This window comes from Arcicella rosea (assembly GCF_014204325.1).
Lineage (GTDB): Bacteria > Bacteroidota > Bacteroidia > Cytophagales > Spirosomataceae > Arcicella > Arcicella rosea_A.
The window spans coordinates 1-22,995 of the sequence record NZ_JACHKT010000018.1 but is presented as its reverse complement, the minus strand read 5'-3'; the positions used below and the strand labels follow the sequence as shown (position 1 = coordinate 22,995).

At 33.2% G+C, this 22,995-nt stretch carries 20 protein-coding genes; 9 read left to right on the top strand and 11 right to left on the bottom strand.

What is annotated here, in order from left to right; translation table 11 throughout:
- Nucleotides 1-59 precede the first annotated feature (59 nt).
- From HNP25_RS12700 to nudK, 4 genes are all read right to left on the bottom strand, one after another.
- A complete protein-coding gene (locus HNP25_RS12700; RefSeq protein WP_184134659.1) occupies nucleotides 60-404 on the bottom strand; it encodes a hypothetical protein in 345 nt (114 codons plus the stop codon).
- A gap of 1,159 nt (nucleotides 405-1,563) precedes the next feature.
- The gene (locus HNP25_RS12695) at nucleotides 1,564-2,589 is read right to left on the bottom strand and encodes a Kiwa anti-phage protein KwaB-like domain-containing protein (protein ID WP_184134658.1); all 1,026 of its coding nucleotides are present in this window, start codon (nucleotides 2,587-2,589) and stop codon (nucleotides 1,564-1,566) included.
- Nucleotides 2,582-3,172, bottom strand: a complete 591-nt coding sequence (locus HNP25_RS12690; RefSeq protein WP_184134656.1) for a hypothetical protein — start codon at nucleotides 3,170-3,172, stop codon at nucleotides 2,582-2,584. Before HNP25_RS12690 ends, HNP25_RS12695 begins: the two co-directional genes overlap by 8 nt.
- Before the next feature lie 713 nt (nucleotides 3,173-3,885).
- Nucleotides 3,886-4,470: a GDP-mannose pyrophosphatase NudK gene (gene nudK, locus HNP25_RS12685; protein WP_184134654.1), complete on the bottom strand. Its 585-nt coding sequence runs from the start codon at nucleotides 4,468-4,470 to the stop codon at nucleotides 3,886-3,888.
- A gap of 55 nt (nucleotides 4,471-4,525) precedes the next feature.
- Between nudK and HNP25_RS12680 the strand changes: the two genes are divergently transcribed.
- The 3 genes from HNP25_RS12680 to HNP25_RS12670 all read left to right on the top strand — a co-directional run bounded on the left by HNP25_RS12680 (nucleotide 4,526) and on the right by HNP25_RS12670 (nucleotide 6,559).
- The gene (locus HNP25_RS12680; protein ID WP_184134653.1) at nucleotides 4,526-5,278 is read left to right on the top strand and encodes a DeoR/GlpR family DNA-binding transcription regulator; all 753 of its coding nucleotides are present in this window, start codon (nucleotides 4,526-4,528) and stop codon (nucleotides 5,276-5,278) included.
- A 249-nt stretch (nucleotides 5,279-5,527) separates the two neighbouring features.
- Nucleotides 5,528-6,142, top strand: a complete 615-nt coding sequence (locus tag HNP25_RS12675) for an IMPACT family protein (protein WP_184134651.1) — start codon at nucleotides 5,528-5,530, stop codon at nucleotides 6,140-6,142.
- A gap of 72 nt (nucleotides 6,143-6,214) precedes the next feature.
- Nucleotides 6,215-6,559 (top strand): RNA recognition motif domain-containing protein, encoded by a 345-nt coding sequence (locus tag HNP25_RS12670; RefSeq protein WP_184134649.1) that lies wholly within the window; start codon nucleotides 6,215-6,217, stop codon nucleotides 6,557-6,559.
- Between the two features lie 301 nt (nucleotides 6,560-6,860).
- Here HNP25_RS12670 and HNP25_RS12665 read toward each other — a convergent pair whose 3' ends face one another.
- A complete protein-coding gene (locus HNP25_RS12665) occupies nucleotides 6,861-7,400 on the bottom strand; it encodes a hypothetical protein (RefSeq protein ID WP_184134648.1) in 540 nt (179 codons plus the stop codon).
- Nucleotides 7,401-7,477: 77 nt separating this feature from the next.
- The gene (locus tag HNP25_RS12660) at nucleotides 7,478-8,851 is read right to left on the bottom strand and encodes a nicotinate phosphoribosyltransferase (RefSeq protein ID WP_184134646.1); all 1,374 of its coding nucleotides are present in this window, start codon (nucleotides 8,849-8,851) and stop codon (nucleotides 7,478-7,480) included.
- Between the two features lie 202 nt (nucleotides 8,852-9,053).
- On the opposite strand from HNP25_RS12660, the gene HNP25_RS12655 reads away from it, so the two are divergent.
- The 6 genes from HNP25_RS12655 (at nucleotide 9,054) to HNP25_RS12630 (ending at nucleotide 14,312) form a co-directional block, all read left to right on the top strand.
- The gene (locus HNP25_RS12655; RefSeq protein ID WP_184134645.1) at nucleotides 9,054-9,824 is read left to right on the top strand and encodes a PASTA domain-containing protein; all 771 of its coding nucleotides are present in this window, start codon (nucleotides 9,054-9,056) and stop codon (nucleotides 9,822-9,824) included.
- A gap of 22 nt (nucleotides 9,825-9,846) precedes the next feature.
- Nucleotides 9,847-11,826, top strand: a complete 1,980-nt coding sequence (locus HNP25_RS12650; RefSeq protein ID WP_184134643.1) for a T9SS type A sorting domain-containing protein — start codon at nucleotides 9,847-9,849, stop codon at nucleotides 11,824-11,826.
- 28 nt (nucleotides 11,827-11,854) lie between these two features.
- Nucleotides 11,855-12,151 (top strand): rhodanese-like domain-containing protein, encoded by a 297-nt coding sequence (locus HNP25_RS12645; protein ID WP_184134642.1) that lies wholly within the window; start codon nucleotides 11,855-11,857, stop codon nucleotides 12,149-12,151.
- 63 nt (nucleotides 12,152-12,214) lie between these two features.
- The gene (locus tag HNP25_RS12640) at nucleotides 12,215-12,508 is read left to right on the top strand and encodes a rhodanese-like domain-containing protein (protein WP_184134640.1); all 294 of its coding nucleotides are present in this window, start codon (nucleotides 12,215-12,217) and stop codon (nucleotides 12,506-12,508) included.
- 108 nt (nucleotides 12,509-12,616) lie between these two features.
- Nucleotides 12,617-13,447 carry a prolipoprotein diacylglyceryl transferase gene (gene lgt / locus HNP25_RS12635; RefSeq protein ID WP_184134639.1) on the top strand — a complete coding sequence of 277 codons (831 nt, stop codon included), beginning with the start codon at nucleotides 12,617-12,619 and terminating at the stop codon, nucleotides 13,445-13,447.
- Between the two features lie 94 nt (nucleotides 13,448-13,541).
- Complete coding sequence (locus HNP25_RS12630; protein ID WP_184134637.1) at nucleotides 13,542-14,312, top strand: hypothetical protein; 771 nt, start codon at nucleotides 13,542-13,544, stop codon at nucleotides 14,310-14,312.
- A gap of 75 nt (nucleotides 14,313-14,387) precedes the next feature.
- Here HNP25_RS12630 and HNP25_RS12625 read toward each other — a convergent pair whose 3' ends face one another.
- The 5 genes from HNP25_RS12625 to HNP25_RS12605 form a co-directional block, all read right to left on the bottom strand.
- Nucleotides 14,388-15,587 carry a C40 family peptidase gene (locus HNP25_RS12625; RefSeq protein WP_184134635.1) on the bottom strand — a complete coding sequence of 400 codons (1,200 nt, stop codon included), beginning with the start codon at nucleotides 15,585-15,587 and terminating at the stop codon, nucleotides 14,388-14,390.
- 112 nt (nucleotides 15,588-15,699) lie between these two features.
- The gene (locus HNP25_RS12620; RefSeq protein ID WP_184134633.1) at nucleotides 15,700-20,049 is read right to left on the bottom strand and encodes a T9SS type A sorting domain-containing protein; all 4,350 of its coding nucleotides are present in this window, start codon (nucleotides 20,047-20,049) and stop codon (nucleotides 15,700-15,702) included.
- 64 nt (nucleotides 20,050-20,113) lie between these two features.
- Complete coding sequence (locus HNP25_RS12615; protein WP_229202855.1) at nucleotides 20,114-21,379, bottom strand: serine hydrolase; 1,266 nt, start codon at nucleotides 21,377-21,379, stop codon at nucleotides 20,114-20,116.
- Nucleotides 21,380-21,459: 80 nt separating this feature from the next.
- Nucleotides 21,460-21,759: a hypothetical protein gene (locus HNP25_RS12610; protein ID WP_184134631.1), complete on the bottom strand. Its 300-nt coding sequence runs from the start codon at nucleotides 21,757-21,759 to the stop codon at nucleotides 21,460-21,462.
- A gap of 47 nt (nucleotides 21,760-21,806) precedes the next feature.
- Complete coding sequence (locus tag HNP25_RS12605) at nucleotides 21,807-22,832, bottom strand: aminotransferase class I/II-fold pyridoxal phosphate-dependent enzyme (protein WP_184134630.1); 1,026 nt, start codon at nucleotides 22,830-22,832, stop codon at nucleotides 21,807-21,809.
- Nucleotides 22,833-22,995: the final 163 nt, after the last annotated feature.

Genomic DNA, 22,995 nt, shown 5'->3' with positions numbered 1-22,995 from the left:
TTTTGTTTTACGATTTTAATTTTACATTAATAAAGGCAGGGGCTTTAAGCCCCTGACCTTTAAAAGATTAACTCTTTGTAAGTGTTTGTGTGGATTTCGTAGATTCCAATCTGCTCGTTTTCAATACCGAGCCGTGTGGCTTCTTCTTCATCTTCTACAATCAGCACCGCATCGAAGTAATAACCTCTGTCGTGATGCCAACCGCCTACAATACTCGCAGTTTTTTCAATGGCAATAGCAATTGCTTTTTCAGCTCCTGCTCTTCCAAAACAATTCTGCGTGTCTTTTAGAGCAACTGCCCATCCTCTTTTTACAGGGGAAAAGTCAGTTAAGTTAATCGTGAACCCTGTTGGGTTTTCAGAGGCTACCCTTAGTAGCTCATCTGTCTGGTTGGGTTTTATCATTACGATAAATGTAATTTGTTTAATATTACAATTCAAAAATAGCATAAAGTTTGCAAATTGCAAACTTTATAAAGGCGATTTCTTTGACAAAAAGCAAAAAAAATCCTGCTCTTAAAGCAGGATTTTTTTATTCAGGTTGTTTGGTGATTTCTGTGACACAATTTTTAAAAAGCTATCATAATCCAAAGAAAATTAAGGTTTTAATCTTTATGATACTCAAAACTATCTAGAACTTGGCAAAGGTGATAAAATATGTTCCTCTTGGATTATTTATTTTATAGGCAAAACCCATTGTTGTATTTGTTTTGTGTACTGTTTTACTTGTTTTGCAGTCTGAGACTGCATTTTATTTTTGTTCCAAGTTCTTAAACTTAGAACAGCGAGGGCTAGTTATTCACAACACCATTATGATGTATAACAACTTTCTGGATTCTTTTATGAATCCACCATGCACCCAATGGTAGAATGAGAATCATAAAAAAGGTAATGATTGATTTAATATTTACTTTTTTATTTTGTTCCAATGCTGACAAATAAATTGTTAGTATAACAGCTAAATAAATGTAACATATCAAATTAAAATAACCCAAAAGAATTAGGTTAAACCCAAATGCACTACGTAAACTTATGGCAATGACTAACCATATCAATGCTAAATTATATGATAGTTTGATATTAATATTTCTGTCTGAAATAGTAGATAAATGTCGAAATGCAAAATAAAACCAACTTAAAAGAAACATCGCCCAAATCCAAAAAGCAAACTTACTGTTATTATATTGTTTGGGTAAAATCATGTCAGTCCATACAGTGAAAAATAGAAGAAAAACGATAGTTTTATGGCTAGTCTGTATAAAGAATTTCATTTATCAAATTGTTTATTTTAACTGATAGAAGTCGTATTGTAGGTGCAAGTAAATAAAAAATCCGAAGGATTTGAATGTTTATAGATAGAGAAGAAGTTTTAGCAACAATTGTTTGACTCCGAAGGAGTCGTATTCTCCACTTTATTATTTGCTATAAACATTGAATCCTTTCAGGATTTCGAGCCAGAGCTTTTTTGTATTTAGGTTATTACTTTGTTTTGCAGTCTGAGACTGCATTTTATTTATTGTTCAATTTATTAAACTTGGAACAGTGAGGGGTTGCCAATCACCCTTTATCCTTCATCATTTTTTTGTATTTTACCTGCATAAGTTCCATAAGATATTCCTGAATAATCCCCTGTTTTAAAATAGTCGCACAACAATTTAAGTGCATTTTCAATATCCTCGTCTGTTTCAAAAACTATTTTTCCGTTTTGTACATTTATAGGTGATTTTTTGTTTTTTCCTAATCGTTCTAATTTTTTTAAACTTTTATCGTTTAGTTTATCCAAACTTCCAAGTTTTTCTAATTTCATCAATTTCTTATGTAAAGAAGGCGATTTTGCTATTTTTTCAGAAAGCAATTTTGTTTCGCCAAAACAAATGTGGCAAGATATATTTTCAGCAATTTCTTCGGCTCTCTTTTTGTATTCATCTTGTAATCCAACAATTTGTTCAAAATAAAATTTTCTTAGTATATAGAAAACATCACGATAAAAAATACAGTCAATGTTTTTATCCAAGTAAACAGTTTCTCCTTTTAGTAAAGATAATGTGTTGGTGTTGGTGTCAAAAAATGTTCTAATACTTGCAGAAAGTGTTTTTTTCTGACTGTCTTCTTTTTCATCTATTCCGACTTTTCCTGGTGAAATTTTCCTAAATGTATAAAATGTATTTTCGCTGTCTAATTGAAAGCCAACACAATATGCCCAAAGACTTTCTGAACTTAAAATTTCATTTAGGTCTGTTATTTTAACAGGGTTATCATTTAATTGCTTGTAAACCACATCTGAAAATGAACCTACTTTGTTTTTTACTGAATATGTAAACAAGTGTTCTGTATCATCACTAATAACATCATAGTCAATAAAATTTATACTTTCATTATTTTCAATTTTCTCAAATTGCTTTAAGGATAAATCAAATAAGTATTCTCGAATACCATCTGTTATTTCAATTTGGTATACTTTAAAATCAAATTTTTCAAGCATTTTTGAGCCATTTTTGAAATTCTCTTTTAAAATCCTAGTAACAAAATACATATTCAAATTATCTGAATTTGCTTGTTTTATTGTTTCAATTAATTCTGATTTATCCATAATTTATACCTTTTGAAATTTGATTTATTTTTATTTCCTGTCCGACTTCAATGTCTATTTGTTCTGTAATTAATAATGATTTTCTGGTTATACTATTTTGAGTAAATTCAATTTGGAATAAAGAATGAGTAATATTTAAAATAGGATTAATTACAACCATATTTGATTTTGTGTAGATTACAAAAATTATTATCAAGACAATTAAAATAGAAGTTAGGTCAAAAACATCATTTGTATCTTGAAAAATGAATGGAACTATATATGTAGAAATATATCCAATAGCCTCACTGTTTTTATTTTCTACTTCTTTAATTTTAACTATTTGTCCGTTATTAATTTTTGTCTTAAAATTTGAAAGAAGAAATTTTACGCCTACAATTCCAAATAAAGAAATTAAGATTAAAAAATAAGATAGTCCAAATTTTAAAAATGCTATAATAATTGACTCAAATTTAAACCCACCGAAATGTAAAAAATCTCGATTCTGTTTTATTTGTCTAAGTATCAAAAGTCCAAATAATGGAATATAAGAAGTCAAAAATAAGACTACTAAAGAAGAATTTGTCAAACTTGCTTTTTTCATTTTCTTTTGTTACTAAACTGTCTTTTAGAGTGTTGGAAACTCACTAATATGCGAAAGTTTTGCATTACTTCTTGTATTGTTTATGTTTTTTTTATTTTTGTCGGACAATTGATGTAGTACAATTTGTATTGTTAATTTATATCATCCTACTTCTCCTCGCTGTTGCAAGTCTCCAGACTTGGAACGTTATATAAAAAGCAGTCTCCGACTGCTCAGTAAATTAAATCCCAATCTACCAATTCCAAAAACCAATCAAAAATATTCCATCCACGAATTCCATAAAACTTATTATACGGTAAGTTTTCTTGGTATAATGCAAAATATTTGAGGATCCTTATTTGATAGAAAAGAAATAACGCTATTCAGAAAGGGGAAATGCTTACTTGGAAAAGAAATATTGCTACTTATGAAAGGAAAACGCTTACTTGGAAAAGAAATATTGCTACTCAGAAAAGGAAGATGCTTACTTGTGAATGAAATATAGCTACTTGTAAAAAGGAAATGCTTACTTGGTAAAGAAATATTGATACTCAGAAAAGAGAAATTGCTACTTGGAAAAGAAAACCTCTAACCCGCCTAAGAGATTTTGCTTCCTGACTTAGAGATTTCGTGTCCCGACTAAGGGATTTTGCTTCCTGATTTAGAGATTTTGTATTCCGTCTGAGAAATCTTCCTTCCCAAAAGAGAAAAGAAGCTGTGTAAGAGCCTCTTTTCTAATCATTTAATAAGCCTTTTAACTGAACATACTGCAAAAGCATAATCGTTTTTGCGTCTCTTATCTCGCCTGTTTCTATCATGTTGAGGGCTTTTTCAAAAGGTAATTCTAATACTTCAATGTTTTCGTGTTCGCCTTCTACTCCGCCACCTTCGCTTACTTGTTGGCTCTTGTCGTATTCGGCTACAAAGAAATACAATATCTCTGTCACTGAACCGGGCGACATATACGCTTCATAAATTTTCTTTACTTCGGTAATTCTAAAGCCTGTTTCTTCTTCTGTTTCTCTTTTGATGCAATCTTCTGGATTGTCTTGGTCGAGTAAACCTGCACAAGCTTCAATCATCATGCCTGTCGGATTTCCGTTATGATAGGTCGGCATTCTAAATTGCTCGGTCAGTATCACGGTTTTGTTGGCAACATTGTACAATAAAATCACCGCACCATTGCCACGGTCGTAGGCCTCACGAGCTTGCGTAATCCAAGAACCATCTTTTTGTTGGATGTCGAAAGTGATTTTTCGCAAAGTGTACCAATTGTTAGAAAGTACTTCGGTTTTGTTAATTTTGATGCTTGGCGTCATTTTATGATTATATTTGATAATTATTGATTATTTTTGAACAAATTAATCATGTTTTATGAGTTTTCAAAATAGAAAGCAGATAATTCTAAAAATTTTAGAAGAAAAGGGAGAAGCCGAAGTAAAAGATTTTGCCCAAGCTTTAGATATTTCAGAGATTACCATTCGCAGAGATTTACAACAAATGGCTACGGATGGCTTGTTGTTTCGCACACATGGCGGAGCGATGAAATTATCTTTGGCACAAATGCCTTTTACTTTTGCCAACAAAACGGCAATGAATGCCAAAGAGAAAGATAAGATTTGTCAGTTGGCGGCACAGCAGATTCAAGAGGGCGATATTATTTTGATGGACTGTGGCAGTACGGTATTTAGGATGTGCCAGTTTATCAAAAATAAGCGGATAAAAGTGATTACGAATTCTTTGCCCGTGGTCTATGAATTGATGAACAGCCAAGTATCTATCAACCTCATTGGGGGAGAAATCGACCAAGAACGCCAAGCAGTACACGGTAAAATTGCGGAGGAACATATCGCTCGCTATAAAGTAGATAAGGCATTTTTGGGTGTAGATGGCATTTCGCCCGAAAATGGTTTAAGTGCTTTTGGGGAAGACGAAGCCAGTATTACTTTGGCAATGGCAAAGGCTTCGGCAAAGAACTATTTCCTTTGCGATGCCTCAAAACTTGGAAAGGACAAGTACTTAACTTTCGCAGCGATTACTTTGGTAGATGTTTTGGTGACGAATGCTTTGCCAGAAGATGTTATATTTTATAAGAACAAGGGTGTTGAAATATTGTGTGTCCAATGAATAGAAAATTACCTATGGTTATATTAATCAAAATAAGATTTCTGCATAGAGAGATTTTACTTTTCTTTTCTTGACAAAAGAAAAGTAACAAAAGAAAGTCAAGAAATTCCGAAACTCGCTTCGCTCAAACAGCGGAATTTCGAAAAAATGCTAACGCCCAAAAATACAAAATCACTGAATGTTTGATTTTGAAATTAAATTATATGAGATTTTCAAATCTTCAAATCCTCAAATTTTCAAATTAATGTAATGCTTTTTGAAGATACATACAAAACCATAAAAACACCCTCAGAAGGGCTTTTTAAAGATAAAGGGAGTAAATTTTTTGCTTTTGCTTATCCAATAGAACAAGAATCGGAAGTGAAAGCTTTGATAGAACCGCTTCGTAAAGAACATTTTAAGGCGGTGCATTTTTGTTATGCTTTTCGTTTGGGTTTGGATAGAACTAATTTCAGAGTAAACGACGATGGCGAGCCTTCGGGTTCGGCTGGTCGCCCGATATTGAATGTGCTTTTGTCGAAAGATATTACCAATATTTTGGTAGTGGTTGTGCGTTATTGGGGCGGTACTTTGTTGGGCGTTCCGGGTTTAATCAATGCTTATAAATTCGCTACGGAAGAAGCTTTGGCGGAGGCTGAGGTCATTGAAAAAACGGTGAATGAAGTCTATCAAGTACAGTTTGAATATATTCAGATGAATGATGTAATGAAAGTGGTGAAGGATTTTGATTTAAAAATCAAGAATCAACAATTTGATAATCAATGTACTATTGAAATAGATTTTCGTAAATCGCTAGCAAACCAGATTTTGGGGAAATTAGAGAAAATAGAAGGTATTTCGGTAGAATATTTACGAACTGTATAAAAGCTTTATCAGGATTCAGCCAAAACATAGGATAGAATGTTTTACCTTTGTGCCGAAATAAAATAATTAATAATGGATATTTATGTAGGAAGTATTCCTTTCAAGTGGAAGGATGCAAGACTGAAAGAGATTTTTGAAGTATATGGCGAAGTAAGTTCTGCCAAAATTGTGATTGATAAAATTACTCGTCAGAACAAAGGTTTTGCTTTTGTGCAAATGCCTAATGATGCAGAAGCTAAATTAGCGATTGAGTCATTAAATGGTGCAGAAATCGACGAAAGAAAAATTATAGTGAATGAATCTATTCCAAATAATGCTGGAAGTTTAGATAAAAACAAAAAGAAAAAACCTTACGTTAAGCCCGAAAATAAAGAGTGGAAACCTTTTAGAGGGAATAATAAGGGTAGGAGAGATTAGTTTGATTTAGCTTTAGGCTGTAGGATAATGAAACAGATTCATCCCGAATTTTCTAATCAAATAGTGAGTTTTGGGTTGTTTTGTAGTTTTTATCGCCTTGTCCTTACTTTTCTTTTCTTGATAAAAGAAAAGTAACAAAAGAAAATCAAGAATTCCTAAACTCGCTTCGCTCAAACAGTAGGAATTCGTTACCCATCAATCATAAAAAAGCGGTCGAAAAACTAATTTCGACCGCTTTTTTATGATTTTAAAATTCGGGATGACTTATGTTTGGTTTAATAGTCGGGATGATTTATGCTGTTTACTTGAAGATCAAACCGATGCCCCAACCTAAATCAGTGGCAGAACTGATTCCAAAGGATGGCCCTGTAACAATACCAATGTGTGGCCCAGGATATAATCTAAATTCTACAGAACCTGCTAGTATATTAAGTTCTTTGGGCGAAGCAAAACTATGAACCCAGCCTATTCCTGGTACAATATCAATCATTTTAGATTGAAAAATCTGCGAAAAATGGAAGTTTAGACTGATGGCAGTATTGGCTACTGTTTCATAATGGCTAAGTGTTTTAGTGTACGAGTATTGAGAATAATAAGCAACTCTTGAACGGCCAATTCCTAATCCTAAACCTAGGTAGTTACTTAATCCAATTTCCATTCCTATACTATAAGGAACAAAACCTTTTTCAATACCAATTGAAGGAATAAAATAGACTTTCCCACCTCTGAATGAGTACTCTGCTTTTTGTAGTGCAGAAACTTTGCTAAGTGTGTCTGATTGTGCCAAAGCATAGAATTGTACTAATAATAAAGTTAAAAAGGTAATAATGATTTTTTTCATGATGAGTTGTGTATGTTTGATTTGTGTTAATAATCATAGATATTTGGTTTCTTAATCCCAAAAGGATAAATAAGTTTTCATTTACTGTTTCCTTTCACCTCTCCAAAACTAATTTCTTTCAAAATTTCTCCGTTTTCAAATACTGTTTCCAAAATATCTTCTCCACTTTCGTCAAGACTTTTGGTTTGATAAGTATTGTTTTCAAAGACTAACTTCATTCTTCCTTTTTTGCTTACTTTACCGTGGTCGGTGATGGGGTCTTTAAACACTTCTTGCTCTTTTCCGTTAATGGTTGCTGCACTACATTTAAAAGCAAATTTTTGTGTATCACGGTTTACTTTCTGTAACAAAGCACCACCCATGCCAAAAGCCACATTGTCGGCACTCCAGCCATGATTTTTTAAATGGGCTAAAATTTCGCCGATACTATCATAATTCACGCCATCGCCTTGAATAATTCTGATGTTTGGATGCAATACTTTATAGCCTTTTGGGTTGATGCTAAAACCAATTTTTTCACCCAGAATTTCAGCAACTTTCAGCACGACATCTTTAGGTTCACCACTGTCTGGACGAACCACTAAAGTGCCTTTTCTGGCTAAAATTTGTTCTTTTAATAATCCTCCCCACAGTTTTTCGCAAGCATTGTAAATATCATAACTATCACTTACAACCGCCACCAAACCTTCTGGATATTGTGCCAACATATTTTCATAAGCATCTACTTCATGGTCTTTTCCCCAACTGGTGATGGTACTATGTTCTGCCGCAGGAATGCTAAAACCAAACATATCGTTTTCATTTCCGTAATAATGCTGAATAAAAGTTAAAGCAACTACAGTATCAGTTCCCATAAAATTGATTAAATGAGCGGCTCCACCAATACTTGCACTATCCACACTACTTACGCCTCTGAAACCAAAATCATGTAATTTAAAATCAATTGTATTGGGGTCGCCTGTTTCTTCAAGATATTGACTAATAAGTTTTTTTACTTCTCTGCTAATCGTTGCCACAGTACTTGGATACCACAATTGTAATAATAATGATTCCAGAAAATTTGTCAGCCAAAAACAATTTGGGTCGGTATTTTCTACCGTCATCATTACGTTATGCGTTGGAATTACTTTTCCTTCAGGAACAGCTTTGATGCGGATAGGTAATTTTCCTGCATGATTGTTCAGAATATATTCCCAACCTGCTTTGTTGAATAAAGTAGGATTACCAAAATGAGCTTCATATAATTTGGCAGCTTGGTCAATTTTTCTTTGCGTGACTACTTGTCCGACTAAAAACTCCTTCAATAAATATTGTAAACCAAAGAAAGTAATTTCTTCAAATTTACCGCCACGACTTTCAAAGTAGCTATAAATTTGTGTTGTGCCTTCGGGATATTGCTTGTAATGACTTACTTTATAACTATCAGTCAGTAAAATAATATTGTTTTCCATCGTAAAATCTTGAATCCTTAAATATGATGCAATATGTTAAAATATTACGAAATCTATTCTTCCCAAGTGAATATCTTGTAAATTGCAACATAAATATCCTTTATCCGTTTGTAAATATCTTTATTCTTTGCAAAATAGAATAAATAATTGCTCAAAAAGATAATTACTAACAGATAGACATTAATATTTCCCTAAAAAATTAATGATGAAAATTTCCACCAATTCAAAAAAAGACGTTTATCTCCATGCAGCCATTATAACCTTGTTGTTAATGGTTTTATTCTTTGGTTTTTTCTTTGTGTATTTGCCTTGGAGTACCAATCATGGCGATGCAATTACTGTTCCTAATCTAAAAGGATTAACAATGGAAGAAGCAGAAGACCTTTTGGACGAAAGAAATCTCGATTTTGAAGTAACAGATAGCACTTTCACGGCTGGTTTAAAACCACTTACGGTACTTTCACAATATCCTTTAGAGAATTCTAAAGTAAAACAAGGAAGAAAAATTTATTTGACTATCAATACCGAAACGGCTCCGATGATTAAGTTGCCTAAACTTACGGAAATGTCGGTAAGAAGTGCTGAACAACAATTGTTGGTTTCGGGTTTATTGAAACCAGATTTAGAGTATCAAAACGATAGCCGACAAAATGAAGTATTAGAAGTGAAGTTCGGAGGTACGAAAATCGAATCGGGATCGTTAATTGCTAAAGGCTCTAAAGTTACTTTGGTAGTAGGTAATGGAACTGATTCTGTAGAAATTGATGTACCTTGTGTAGTCGGACAGTTGTATGATGAAGCACAAATCGTTATCAAAGGTTCTGGTTTACAGATTGGTACTGTTATTTATGACCCAACTTCTACCGAACCAGCAGGAACGATTATCAAACAAAATCCTGAATGCGAAAATGGAAATAAAGTTCGTTCTGGAGATATGATAGACCTTTGGGTTGCGGGTAATCCACCGAATTGATATTTTACTTTTAAACGATTTCATGAAAAAAATATCCTCTGATTTAATCAAATCAAAAAATATAGTGTTGTGTGGTTTCACGCAACACTTCTTTATTTTTCTACTCTTCCTACTTATTCATCAGGTTTCGAATGCGCAGTTTTTAACAATTCCTGTACCGCAAAATCAATCAACGTCTTTACAGAAAAGTCAAGCAAGTAGTAGAATAAATGCGTTAACACTTCCTTTTTTTGATGATTTTTCAACGGTAAAAAACGGACAAACAATTCCTACACTTTGGCAAACTGGTGGAGGCGTTTTTGTGAATAATACTTTAGCTGTCAATCAACCAACGGTGAATGTGGCAACTTTTGATGGATTACAAGCCAATGGTTTCCCTTATGATTTTACGAATCAATTGACCCAAGGAGCAACAGATACTTTAACATCACTTCCAATCAATTTATCAGTTCAGACTCCTGCTGACTCTTTATATATTAGTTTTTTTTGGCAAGGAAAAGGCTTGGGCGAACAACCAGATTTATCAGATTCATTGCAATTACAATTTTTAACGAACGGCAATACTTGGAATACCGTTTGGGTGCAAAAAGGTATAAACCTTCCTTCCAATTTCAGTCAAGTAATTTTGCCAATTCGTGCTAATTTGTACTTTCATTCAAATTTTCAATTTCGTTTTCAGAGTTTTGGTAGAAAATCAGGTCAATTTGATGTTTGGCATTTAGACTATGTTTGTTTGGCAAAAAAAAGTGACAATTCTGTAAATGGATATATTTTAGGAAGTGTTCTGAACAACCAAACGAACAAATTTGAAAGAGTTTCTTATTTGAAAGATATAGCTTGTAGTGATAATATCGAACCAGTATTAAAACGTTATCGCTCAATGCCATTGGTTCAGTTTTTAGCAGGAAAACCTTCGCCATCGGCAGAAATCAATGATTCTACGGGTGTGAAAGTGAACAATTTGTACAGTAATAATAACGACGTAAATATTTATTTTTCTGTTAGAAACACAAACCTTTCAGCAGGAAATGATACTTTGCAAAAAGACCAAAGAGTAGGTAGAGATGCCTTGACGGCTGGTGCTTCAAAAGTGTTTAAGTTCAAAAATAATTTTGCCAATAATATTACAGGCGATAAAGCTTACTTAAATTTTAAATTCTTGTTGGGAACACAAGATGCGAGTAATATTTCTTTCAGAAATGGAATTCTTACACAAAATGACACCATTTCAACAACAGTAGCTTTAGATAACTTTTATGCTTACGACGACGGAACGGCAGAAGCGGGTGCTTATCTTAAAAAAGGTTTTGGAAGAGTAGCTATCCAATTTGTAAACAATAAAGCTGATGTTGTAAAGGCAATTCGTATTAATCTACAGCCATCGTTAACAAATATCGTTGGAAATAACATTACTTTACAAGTTATGGGAAATGACCACGGAAAACCTGGGCAGATTCTCAGAGGACTTTACACAAAAGTACAGTATTCTGATGTTCAGAATGGATTTGTTGAATACACGATTGACCCAGTTGCCGTTACAGATACTTTTTATGTGGGTTACTTACAATTGACAGATGATGAGCCAATCATTGTTGGTTTAGATAAAAATTCGCCTCAATTCACCAATAAACATTTTTTTAATATCAGTAATTCGTGGGCGAATGTAGCGAATGCTGATGCAAGTATTTACAAGGCTATCAGAGGAAGTATGATGATTCGTCCAGTGATGGGAGGAAAGCCTTTGGATGTTGTATTGGAAAATGAGACGGAAATTCAAGATAGGAACTTAGTCGTTTCACCAAATCCAAGTCCAGATATTATTCATTGGAACGATAGTTCTTTGAAAAATGTAGAAGTATTAGATGTTTATGGAAGAAGTATTTTGAAAGAAAATGTTGACAGTCAGTCGATTAATTTACAGCATCTAAATTCAGGAATGTATCTTTTGCGACTTTCAAATGAACGTAATACATTTGTCAGAAAAATATGGATTAGTCATTAAAATTAACAATCAATAAAATACCAACACAATGGATATTACTGTAGAAGAACTTAAAGAAAGAATTGACAAAGGTGAAAATTTTAATTTCCTTGACGTACGAGAAGAATATGAATTTGATGAACAAAATCTTGGAGCAAAATTGATTCCGTTAGGAGAATTACCAGACCGTTTGGATGAAATTGAAGCTTGGAAAGAGGAAGAAGTGATTGTTCATTGTCGTTCGGGTGCTCGTTCAGGAAACGCTAAAGCATTTTTAACGGCACAAGGTTATACCAATGTCAGAAATGTATTAGGAGGTATTTTAGCTTATAATAAATTAGACTAATTTGGTTTTGCTTCAAAATAATTTCGGGTGGTCTGTCGAAGAGGCAGACCACTTTTATTTGCCATGAATTCATCCAGTATTTCTCCTACAGAATTTAAAGAACGTTTGTCATCACTTCAGATTTTAGACATCCGAACGCCTTACGAAATTGAAGATTTTGATATTGGAGGAATGCAAATTCCTTTAGATGAACTGTTACTTTCTGTTGAAAAAATAGCTCATTTACAGCAAGAAGAAATTATCATTGTTTGTTATTCAGGTTTACAAAGCGAAATAGCTAGAAAAATTTTAGCAAAAAAAGGCTTTCAGCAATTAAAAAATTTAGAGGGAGGTTTAGAAGCCTTTTTAAATTTGTAAAGAAAATTTAGAACGATTTTCACGGTATTTTAATAAAACAAAAGAAAATCTTTCGATAGAAAAGCTGTATTTTTGAAAAATATTTTTATTAAAAATCAACATATACAAATGTTATTAACATATATTGACTGGCATACTTCTCCAGAAATTTTTGAAATTTTCGGTTTCCCGATTCGTTGGTACGGATTAATGTTTGCAATGGCTTTTTTAGCAGGCTATCAAGTACTTAGCTATATGTTTAAAAAAGAAGGACGCTCGCTTGAAGAAGCCGATGAATTATTATTGTATGCCATGATTGCTACCGTTGTAGGGGCTAGAATGGGGCATTACTTTTTTTATGAATATCCACTATTGTTAAGCGACCCTGTTAAGTTTTTTATATCAATGATTAAACCTCCTTATGCAGGTTTAGCATCGCACGGAGCAGTAATTGGGATGTTAATTGCCTTTTATCTGTACTCCAAAAAGAGAAATGTTCCTTATTTATATGTTACCGACAGGGTAGTACCAACAGCAGCTTTGGGCGGTGCATTTATTCGTTTTGGAAATTTGATGAATTCTGAAATTGTAGGAAAACAAACAGATGTACCTTGGGCATTTAACTTTTTTAATGACCCGTCGCTCGGACATGATTATTTAGAAGTTGTTCCACGTCACCCATCACAATTATATGAATGTCTATCTTGTTTGGTACTTTTTGTGATTTTGATGTGGTTTTGGTCGAAGAAAAAACAAAATACAACCAATGGTTTTATGACAGCCATCTTTTTATTGTATGTATTTATTCTTCGTTTTTTCTACGAGTTCTTAAAAGAGAATCAAGTTTCTTTTGAAAATGATATGGCTTTTAATATGGGGCAATGGCTAAGTGTGCCTGTAGTACTGTTTGCGACTGGTGTTTTAGTATATGCTTTTCGTAATCCTAAAAAAGAACTTTAGTAAGCTTATTTAATGATAACTTATTCTATTGATTATTAGGGAGTTTTGTTAATTTTTTTCATATTTGTGTAATGTCACTTTAACAACACAAACAATGGAAAATAAAGAAACTCAAACCGAAGAGCAATTAGAAGAGAAGCAACCAATACTTGTTGAAAAAATTGAAGATTTAGCAGAAGTTGCAACGGATAAAATCAATGAAGTTACAGGTACAGATGTTGTTGCGGAAGCTCAAGAGTTAAAATCAGAAGCAACTGAAAAACTTGAAGAAGTAAAAACAGCAGTAACTGAAAAAATCACAGAATTAGAAAGTATTGATGTTGCTTCTGAAACTGCGGAATTGAAAGAAGAAGCTGCTGAGAAACTTGAAGAAGTAAAGGCCGCAACCGCAGAAGAAGTTACTGAGCTAAAAGCTGAGGCTACAGAGAAACTCGACGCAGTAAAAGAAGCATTAAATGAAAAAATCACTGAATTAAAAAGTATTGATATTTCAGGAAAAGCGGAAGAGTTAAAAGCAGAAGCAACAGCAAAATTTGAGGAAATTAAAGCCGAAGCTACCGAAAAATTTGAAGAAGCAAAAGTAGTAGCAACAGCGAAAATTACTGAGCTGAAAGCAGAAGCGACTGAAAAATTAGAAGATGTAAAAGAAGCCGTCAATGAAAAAATTACGGAATTAAAAAACATAGATATTGCTGCCAAAGCAGAAGAATTCAAAGCCGAAGCTACAGAGGAATTTAATGATTTAAAAGAAGAAGTAAGTGCAGGAATTGAAGACTTAAAAGAAGTTGCTACCGAAAAAATTGAAGAAGCCAAAGAAGCGTCAAAAGGACTTTGGGGCAAAATAAAAGGAGTTTTTGGAGCGTAAAAATACTTTTACTTTTGAATGAAATATAAATTAAAATGGGAACTTATACAGATAGGTTCCCATTTCTTTTAAGCATTAATAAACTTTATCCGATTTCAACTTTTCAATTCCATCCATTCCAGTTTTTAAAATACGTTTTGCTCGTAAATATCTTTTGAAATTGTAGGCATCATAATTCGGAGCAGAAGAATTCATACTATTGATACTCACTTTATCCGAAGCGTGAATAAATTCACCATTTCCCAACCACATCGCTACGTGAACTACTCTTTCAGAGCCATCTTCACGTTTTTCTCCGAAAAATAATAAATCGCCAGTTTTTAAATTTGACCAATTGCCTGTTTTATCAACTGTTTCACCAATCATTACTTGTTGCGAAGCATCACGTGGCAAGAGTATTCCATTCAAGAAATAAACAGTTTTGGTAAAACCACTACAATCAACACCTTTGAAAGAAGTACCACCCCATAAATATGGAACGCCCATTAAACGTTTTGATGTTTTATCAAGATTTTCTTCAGTAGCATTAATTCCCGAAAGCCATTTGTTGTAAATATTAGCTTCACTTTTAGCAATAAATCCTTTTCTGTTATCAGGAAAAAGTACTTCATAAAAGCCGTCTTTTTCGGCTTTCAATTCAATAATACAACCTGCTACCAAATCAGAAACAGTTTCTGAATTAATATTCGCTTCTGAATATGCCGAACCATACGAACGAGTATAAATAAGTTTAGGCGAGTTTTGCCATTGCTTTAATTGTTCTTTTTTGATGGCAGTAATTGCACCTCTGTCCACCCAAGCGATATAGTTATCTGGCGTTTGAATCAACAACCAGCCATTATCTTCTTTCTCTAAAATCTTTACTGGAGTACCCAATAAAGCCTGCGAAGCCAACTCTCCGCTATGCCGAGGCGAGTAGCGAATATTACAAACGGATACTTCGACCAAACCATAAATTTTATCTTCTAATTCAGTTTCAGGAAGAGTTTTAATTTCATCAACAACGATGGCATTTCCTACTTTCAGACGACTGATTAAAGCATTTTTAGCTTCTATCAAATTAGTTTTTCCTGTCAGAATCAATTGATTATCTTTTCGAAAAGCATCAATTTGAAAAATAGCTGTTCGTTTATCTGGAGCAAACCGCTGCATAAAACTATCTATAATCTGCGAAACAGAAGAATCTGCAAGGGTTAGTGTTGGAAAAGTATATTTTACAGGACTTGCAAAAATTGTGATATTAATGAAGAAGAATAGCAGGAAATGTTTTTTCATAATGTTGTTGGAAGTTAGTGTTTGTTGACGGGTTAAACATTTCTATGAATATAATCTTAAAAAAGAACTCCTTTCAAATTTAACACTTGAAAGGAGTTTAATATTTAAAAAATTAGAGTTTTTGGATTTTATAAACCACTCGTTTATTATCTCGATTGAATTGCAGAAGGTAAACGCCTGTAGTCAAACCACTAAAATCTAAAACCGTTTCAGATTTGACTAAGTCTTGTTCTGAAATATCTTTTCCTAAAGCGTCAACAATCTTTAATGTCGTATTTTTAAAATTGTCACTTCTAATCGTTACAAAGTCTGCTGTTGGGTTAGGGAACAGCGTTATATTCAAATCTCTAGGGTCTTCATTGGCAGTGACAAGCTCAATGCGAACAATTCCCGTTCCTGATACTTTTCCTACACAGTAGGCATCGTTTAAGTTATATATTTTATAGGAAACAGAAGTTTTAGGAGTTACAATTATAGTAAATGGTGAAGTTTCTATCCTGTAAGATTGGGTTGTTGATTGGTCTATGCCAAACCTAAAAAACCATGGAGGAGTACCACTAAAATCAAACTTTAAATTTACAGGTTTACTATCACTCATATAAACTAAAGAATCAAAACTTACTGTAGGGTTTATCATCACATTTAAAGGTGAAGAGCTAGCTGAACTACTTACATCCGTTTCTGTTGATACTACTCTAAAACGATAATTATTTCCTGTAGGTAAATCAGTAGGAATGGTAACTAGTAATGGATTACTTGTCCCTTGCATTTTTATGTCAACATAGTTTTCACCATTTTTATCAGAAATTTGGGCTGAAAATTTAGTACTTGCCGTAAAATTTCCATTCGTGTAATAATATAAATTATAATTAGCCCCAGGACAAATATATGGGTAGCCATAATTTGAATAGAACTCTGTATTGATACTTTTGCTTGAAATAGGGTTAACTGTTACAGTAACATTACCTGATATTTTACTTAAACCGCAAGTATTGTTAGCAGAAGTAAGTGTGTAAGTTGTTGTTTGGCTAGGCTTAACAGCAACTATATTTTCATAATAATAAAAATTGCCTTTCGTTCCATCTGAAAGTTCATAATTCCCAGCATCTAAACTTAATAACGCACTTGATTTAAGAGAGTTATTCGTAAGCTTGAAATAGGCAGTTTGCCCAGCATTGATGATTGTATTACCAGTAATGGTAATATCAGATGTGGTGAAAATATTGAAGATGTTGTCTGTATAAGTCTTTGTTAGGGCTGGTTTTGAAGAAATTACTTCTAATTGATAACTTCCCCAAAGAGCATCACTTGGTATTTTTAACTTTATATTTCCTGAAGCATTACTCGTTTGCCCTACTTCATACTTAATATTAGGCTTCGATTTGTTTATAAAAGAAAATTTGAAAGTATTACCAGCCTCATATTCACCTACTGGAGAATAATTTATTTCTATTTCTTTTCCGCTACAACCATTTAATGAACCCGTTGATTGAATTACTAATGCTGGTATAATAGTAACTTTTACAGAACCACTAGCTGTTCCATAGCCACAAACATTTTCGACTGATTTTATAGAAAAGGTAGTACTTTTTTGAGGAATAATACTTATTGTGTTTTCAAGTGATTGACTGTTATAAGAATATACTTTACCAAAATTATCTGCAATGATAATGTTTGTTGGTGTTGCCGATTTACTTTGATATTTAAATTTAACTTCATTCCCACCATATTCTGTTATTGTATCATGGCTTGATACTGTTGTGAAATTTACGTTGTTCAAAACATTGATATTGTATTTTGCCCAAGATGATGACTGAGGTTCGTTTGTATTGCTAACTAATCGAATAAAATATACTCCCTCTTTGATTTGACTAGGAATTTTAACATTGATAGGGTTTTCGCTTGTTTTACTTACTAAATCGGTAAAGACGGAGTCTTTAGCCGATGCAATTTGTAAATTATAAGTTGTACCATTTTCTGCACTTCCTAAAATGGAATAAGAATAGGTTAAATTAGCTCCTGAGCAAATAGATAGAGGAGGACTGGAGCTTTGTATGGAATTAGAATTTCGAATAATTTTAAAGGGAACAACTTTTATTTTTATATCATTACTAACCGTACCATTACCACATTCATTTGATATTGATAGTAGGGAGTAAGTATTACTTTTTGTAAAAGTTGGATAAAATGATTTACCTCGTCCGAAACCGTTGGTACCATCTGAAAAACTATATCCATAATTACTATATGTGCCATCATGAAGAATACTGTTTTCAACAGTTAAGTAGGTATTAATAGATTCACCTGCTAACAATACGGCTTCATTATTTTGTAAAGTAGAATAGCTAAGAAGTTTAGCGTTTGGTTTAGCATTAATCATTATATTTCGCTTGCGACTAGCTAATACAGGATTTGTTGATACTACTTCAATGTAATATGCACCTGCACTACCTGCTAAATTACTTGGGATTGATGCTTCTATTAACTTTCCTTTCCCTGATCCAATAACAGTAGGGTTTCTATTGTACATTCCTACATAAAGTAAAACCTTAAATTCATTATTATCTTGAAATTTACCTAGTGTATCAATTAGTATTTTTATTCTATCACCTGCACAGATTTGATTATTTACGTACTTTATTGTTAAATCATTTTTCTTTGGATTTTTTACAGTGACATCAATCTTTTTATTTTCATTAATGTAAGTTGTTCCACACAAATTACTAACTGAAGTAAGTTTGAATGTTGTATTTTTTATAACGTTTACATCAATCACTGGAATATCGCTATTTAGAGCATATCCTGGATAACTTCTATCTTCAATGTTAATCGAATCATTAAAAACAAAAGTCATAATACCGGTTCCTGTTGCTTTCACTGGAATATAAACAATGCCAGGTTCTTCTAATTCAAAAGGATCGGCGTCAAGTAAGGTAGCTGTTGGCTTATTTTTTATTTGAATAGAATTAGGACTGTAAACTATATTTTTATTATTGTTGAATGATATACCTAAACGATAAGTAAGATTAAAATCATTAATATCAAGCAGTGTTTTGGGAATGGCTAATTTTAATAAACCATCATTGAAAGAAGCAGGAAGAATAACTGTATGATTGTTAAAATCATTTAAAACAGCTTTGAATGAACTGGGATTCAATGATGAACTATTGATACGAAATTTGGCGGAAATAGTTTCTCCTACGCATATTTCTTTAAATTGTTGTATAGAATCAAGTACTACTCCTGGTTTTACAATCACACTTGTAATATTTTGTCCGCCAATTCCTGAACCACAACCACTTATAAAGGATGTAATAGAATATTTTTGTGATTTATCAGGTTTGATTTGGAAATTCTGTGTAAGAGTGGAATTTGGTGACGTATAATCGAACATCCTTAGAGGAATATTAGTGCCATCATTCATTTTTACCATCCATGGTCCCAGTCCTTTTAGTGTAAAATTAAGATTTACTTTGTTGCCCCAAATAACGTCAATATTTTCTTGAGCAATTTCTACACCAGCCTTTTCAGTGATAAGTATGTTAAAATCATACCAAATAGAACTGGCTTTTGGACTACTACTAATAATTTGTAAGGAATAATATGTGCCTTGAGGTATTTTTTCTGGAATAATAGCTTCTATGATATTGTCTTTGGCAACAGCATCAATTTCATAGGTTTCTGATTTATCGTTGCTACTACTAAGTTTAATTTTGAATTGATTATCTGAATTGATTTTACCAGAAGCAGAATAGGGAATTTTAAGTACGTTACCTACACATATCTTAGTGACATTTGGCTCTAAAGCTTTAAGCCCTATTTCATTAACAGTGATGCTAACATTACCAAAACCGTTAGACCTACCACATATATTTTCTGTATAGGCTATTTTGTAGTTTGTTGTTTTTGTTGGATAGATTGAGGCATTAAAAGGGTCATTTGATTCAAAATTAGATTTTAAAAAATTTATAGAAAGTTTTGTGCTGTCCATAAGCACTACAGTAATAGGCGTACTCCCTGACCCTTTAAATTTTAATACTGTACTGGTATAAGGGCTAATATCAAGAATTGAAGCACCAGATAGTGTAATGTTAGGTTTTGAATAAATGGTGTAGAAACTAGATTCTCGACCAATTATATTTGGTTTAGTCGCAATAACTCTAATAGATTGTTGATTATCATTACTGTTTTCACGAGTGAAATAATTTAACGGGATTATTGCTTTTAAGGGGCTAGAGGTACCTTCTGTAGCCAAATCAATCCATTGTTGACTACCTCTAATCTGCACCATAAAGGTGTTATCTGCATCAAACGAGCCAGTACTTGTAAATGGAACGGAAATTGTATCTCCTTTACATACAACTTCAGTTATTTGTCCTGTCGTAATGGTGGGAACTTGCTGTGCGTAGAGGTGAAAAAAAGAAAATAGTAAAATGATGGTTGTTAGAAGAATTTTTTTCATAGAAAGGTTTGTAAAAATCTGAACGATATTACTAGAAATTTGTGTAGCTCAAAGATAGTAATATTTATTTATCATAACTCACCTTAAACTTACTCAAATCTGCTTTAAATTTTCTCGGACGAGTACTTTCGTAGTTGTAAATCAATTGTCCTAAATTCTTCATAAAAGGAAAGCCAACGGTTTCATAATCATAGTGGTCGTCGTTGAAAACTTCATCATTATTACAAAGCAAAACAGTCGTGAGCATAAACTCTACACCTGTTGAAAAATCAACGATATAGGCATTATCCAACAAAAAACCATAAGCATCGCCCACTTTGTTAAAGATGCGAATATTTGGATTTACCACATCGTCTTTATGACTTCCATACATCAAAAACTTACAATAGGTCGAATAAAAATCGGGAGCTTCATACTTCGGATAAGTACTTTCAGTAGGCGTTTGTGACATATACTTGTACAAAAACCGATAGTCGGAATCCGTCAATTGAAAGCGTTGTTTGGCAGGAACAGCTTCTGGAAAAAGTACAGATTTCAGAATACCTTGTTGCTCTAATAATGGGAAAAAGTTTTTGTCAGTAAAAGCATAAGGTTCTTTCACCAAAGAATCTCCTTTCATATAACCTTTACCTATTAAAATGGGCGTAGGTGAAGCGTAATTTTTCTCAGAAATCACCATAGGCTGTTCATACAAAACCTTGTCGTCTTCTTTGAACTGGATAGGATTTGTTCTTCGGTTTTGTTCAGGGTTCATACCCACTTGTAAGCGGTGATAAATACGACTTTGTTCATAGCCTTTCCGATGAAGGGTTTCGTTAAACGCTTCTTGTCCTAAAAATTCATAGAGCCGATTAAAAGCATCATTATCCGAAACCATCAATATTTTTTTGATATAATGTGCCACCGAAGGCAAGCCATTTTCTGCTGTAGAGTCTTTCGCTACAGGTGTGTGACGTTCATACTCCGCACCCGTAAACATGGGTGTTTCTTTGGTTAATCCTTTGATGTTGAGTTTATTAATTTTCTCCAAAGCCATCACGCTTGCTGGAAACTTCACCGTACTGGCTGGATAAAAATACTCAGAATTGTTGATTCTAAAACCATAACTTTTAAAAGTCGGACGGTTCTTTTTATCTCTATCAATCTGAGTATAAAGAATTTGCACCCGATACTTATCGGCATTATCCAAAATATCTTTGAACTGTTCGGTCTTAGTAGCCATTAATTTAGGGAGGAAATCAGTATCAAGATTCTGAGCTTGAGTCATACCAGAAGTCACTAACAGCAAAGTGATTAGCGTTAAAGTTTTAGCTATTTTGTGTTTATTCATTTGTCAATTTGTTGATGTATTTCCGTAGCACGAGTTTCCAACTCGTAAAGTAATCGTTAATTACGAGTTGGAAACTCGTACTACTGTTCATTATCAATCAAAATTCTCATAATTTGAATATAATCGACATCTTGTTCGATGTAAGTGCCATCTAGTAAAATGGAATCGACATCTTGTTCGATGAAATTGTCATCTAGTAAAATAGAATAGTCATCTTGTTTGATGTTACTGTCATCTAGTAAAATAGAATGGTCGTCTTGTTTGATGGAACTGTCATCTAGTAAAATGGAATAGTCATCTTGTTTGATTAAATTGCCATCTAGTGAAATGTAATGGTCATCTAGTAAAATAAGTATAATTTCCGTAGCACGAGTTTCCAACTCGTGTAATAGTTGCTTTACGAGTTGGAAACTCGTGCTACCTAATTTTACTTCCAAACATTCAAAACTTCAGCTAATTTATCTAAATCTTCTTTTGTATGCAAGGCACTAATTACTAAGCGAGTAACGGGTAAATCGGTGGCGGTGGGGTATGGGAAGCAGGCTGTCATGATGCCGTGCTTTTTGAGGTGTTCGTGAAGACCTACTTGATGGGTACAATAAGCAGGATAATTGTCAATACTATCTAAATTTGAATTTGGAATTTGTTGATTGAAGTATTGAATATTTTTAAAGAGTTTTGTTCTTTGTTCTTGAAAAATATCAGTTGAATTGACAAACGCTTCCAACAAGGCAGGCATCATGGGTGATGCTCCAGAAAACATCGGAAAGTGTCTTAGCTTTTCGATAAAATCTTTTTCTGCAAAAATTACTCCGCCCGTCATACCCATTGCTTTGTTGAGCGAAGAAGTAATAATTAAGTGAATGTTTTTAGCTGAAATTTTGGGTAAATCAATCCCAAAACTATGCGAAGCGTCGATAACAACGGTAATATTTTTATGCGTTGGAAGTGTATTAATCCATTCAAAATCAAAGTATTCTACATAAGGAGAACCCACAGAATCGGTACAGATGACAATCTTGTCGGCGAAGGTATTTTGTACTTTTTCAGCAATGGATAATGTCCATGCCTGATAACTTTCGGAAGAAAATGGAATCGTTCCATTCCACAAAGCAGGATGCGTTTTCGGAGCAAAAAAGAAAGTAGCACCTTCGTGTTTTAAGAAATTTACGACCAATTGCCCCGCCCACATTCCCGACGAAACGCTTAGTGCGGCTGGCATTTGTGCCATTTCTGCCAAAGCTTTTTCTGCTTTTTCATAAATGCTTAATTGAACAGTATTATTTCTTGAACTTCCCCAAGAAGTACCATAATCGGCAACGGCTTTAATGAAGTTTTCTTTAAAAATAGGATGATGAGGAATGCCCAAATACGAAGTGCCACTAAACCAAAGATAAGTTTGTTCGTCGCTAACTAAAGTATTACTTGGGAGTTGATTGGTAAGGTATTTCATGGTTATAGCATTGAGAATTGAGCTATGAGAAATTTTAATACTGTTTTTAAAATTGTCTAGTATTAAAAAGCTCATATCTTGCAAAAGATTTTTATTTGCTTAAAAAAGTACAATTTTGTATTTACTTCAAAATGGGATAAAAAAGTAATCTGTCATATCGCTA